General features: G+C 61.3%; 1 protein-coding gene. It reads right to left on the bottom strand.

Translation table 11 applies throughout. The annotated features are described in order from the left end of the window. A partial coding sequence (locus APH41_RS17665) for a flagellar biosynthesis protein FlhA (protein WP_054920393.1) occupies positions 1–1,390 on the bottom strand: 1,390 nt, incomplete at its 3' end. Between the last annotated feature and the right edge of the window lie 190 nt (positions 1,391–1,580).

The raw sequence follows: 1,580 nt of genomic DNA, 5'->3' as shown, positions 1-1,580 counted from the left end.
CGAAAGCCGGATCTTTGGCGGTAATGCCGTTGAGGGTACCGAACACTTGGCCGGGGTTGATCGCCAGTTCGCGGTCCGGGTAGATCTCGGCTTCGGCCAGGATTACCCCCATCAGGGTCAGGCGATAAGCGCTGGGGGCCAGGTCGAGGTTGTCACGGATATGCACAGTGGGCATCAAGAAACCCAGGTCCTGGGACAGCTTCTTGCGCACACCCTTGATCCGCGCCAGCAGTTGCCCACCCTGGTTGCGGTCGACCAGCGGGATCAGGCGGTAACCGACTTCCAGGCCGATCATGTCGATGGGCGTGACGTCGTCCCAGCCCAACTCCTTGGTTTCCTGGGCGCGGGCCGGGGATGGCAGCAGCTCCTGTTGACGGGCGATTTCCTGCTGGGCCTGGACTTTGACCTGGTTCTGCTTTTTCCAGAACAGGTACGCCGCACCACCCGCCAGGGCCGCCATGCTCAGGAACGAGAAGTGCGGCATGCCCGGCACAATGCCCATGATCGCCATGATGCCCGCCGCCACGGCCAGGGCCTTGGGCGAAGCGAACATCTGCCGACTGATCTGCTTGCCCATGTCTTCGGAGCCCGAAGCACGGGTAACCATGATGGCCGCCGCTGTGGATAACAACAGTGATGGCAATTGCGCCACTAAACCGTCACCGATGGTCAGCAAGGCATACACCTTGCCGGCATCGCCGAATGTCATGCCGTGCTGAAACATACCGACGGCCACACCGCCGATCAGGTTGATGAACAGAATCAACAGGCCGGCGATGGCGTCGCCGCGCACAAACTTGCTGGCACCGTCCATGGAGCCGTAGAACTCGGCTTCCTGGGCGACTTCCGCCCGACGGGCCTTGGCTTGGCCCTGGTCGATCAGGCCGGCGTTGAGGTCGGCGTCGATGGCCATCTGCTTGCCGGGCATGGCGTCGAGGGTAAACCGCGCGCTCACCTCGGAAATCCGCCCGGCGCCCTTGGTCACCACGACGAAGTTGATGATCATCAGGATCGCGAACACCACGATACCGACCACGTAGTTACCGCCGATGACCACCTCACCGAAGGCCTGGATTACCTTGCCGGCGGCGGCGTGGCCGTCCTGGCCGTGGAGCATCACCACCCGCGTGGAAGCGACGTTCAATGCCAGACGCAGCAGGGTCGCCACCAGCAGAATCGTCGGGAACACCGCGAAATCCAGTGGTCGCAAGGCGTACACGCACACCAGCAACACAACGACGGACAGGGCAATGTTGAAGGTAAAGAACACGTCGAGCAGGAACGGCGGCATCGGCAACATCATCATTGCCAGCATCACCAGCAACAACAACGGCACACCCAGATTGCCCCGCGACAGGTCAGTCAGGGTGCCACGGGCCGTGTTGAGCATTTGAGAGCGATCTACCACCGGTATTCCTCGGGTCCTTGAAGCAAAGTTTTGACGCTGGAAGGCGACTTGGAGGCGGGGTTGCAAGAAGCCTTCCAACTTTGCTTTTGGGGCCGATTTTCGAGTGGTAAACCGATTCAAGTGTGGGAGCTGGCTTGCCTGCGATGCGGTGTGTCAGGCGCACGACTTGAGT

The sequence above is a fragment of the Pseudomonas sp. NBRC 111138 genome, assembly GCF_001320835.1.
GTDB classification, from domain to species: Bacteria; Pseudomonadota; Gammaproteobacteria; order Pseudomonadales; family Pseudomonadaceae; genus Aquipseudomonas; species Aquipseudomonas paracarnis.
This window is presented reverse-complemented; position numbering and strand designations above follow the sequence as displayed.